The sequence below is a fragment of the Streptomyces sp. ICBB 8177 genome (assembly GCF_003144095.1).
Lineage (GTDB): Bacteria > Actinomycetota > Actinomycetes > Streptomycetales > Streptomycetaceae > Streptantibioticus_D.
This window is the reverse complement of the sequence record NZ_NSKH01000015.1, coordinates 1-284: the sequence shown is the minus strand read 5'-3', so window position 1 is coordinate 284 and position 284 is coordinate 1. Positions and strand designations below refer to the sequence as shown.

Below are 284 nucleotides of genomic sequence, written 5' to 3'. Positions count from 1 at the left end.
TAGATCTCCACGAGTGCGGTGCCGGGGTGGGCGGCTGCGGCGCGCAGGACGGTGGTGAGGTGTTTGCGGTCGGAGTCGATGGTGCGGGCGACGAACCCGGCTTCGGCTCCGAGGGCGAGGGAGAGGGGGTTGAACGGGGCGTCGAGGGATCCCATGGGGGTGGATTTGGTGATTTTGCCGGTTTCTGAGGTGGGGGAGTACTGGCCTTTGGTGAGGCCGTAGATGCGGTTGTTGAACAGCAGGATTTTGAGGTTGACGTTGCGGCGCAGGGCGTGGATGAGGTG

Annotated in this window: 1 protein-coding gene; it reads right to left on the bottom strand. The window is 64.4% G+C overall.

Features of this window, described 5'->3' with window-relative positions:
- Positions 1 to 284: thiamine pyrophosphate-dependent enzyme (locus CK485_RS08190; RefSeq protein WP_241968222.1), on the bottom strand; the 284-nt coding region annotated here is incomplete at both ends.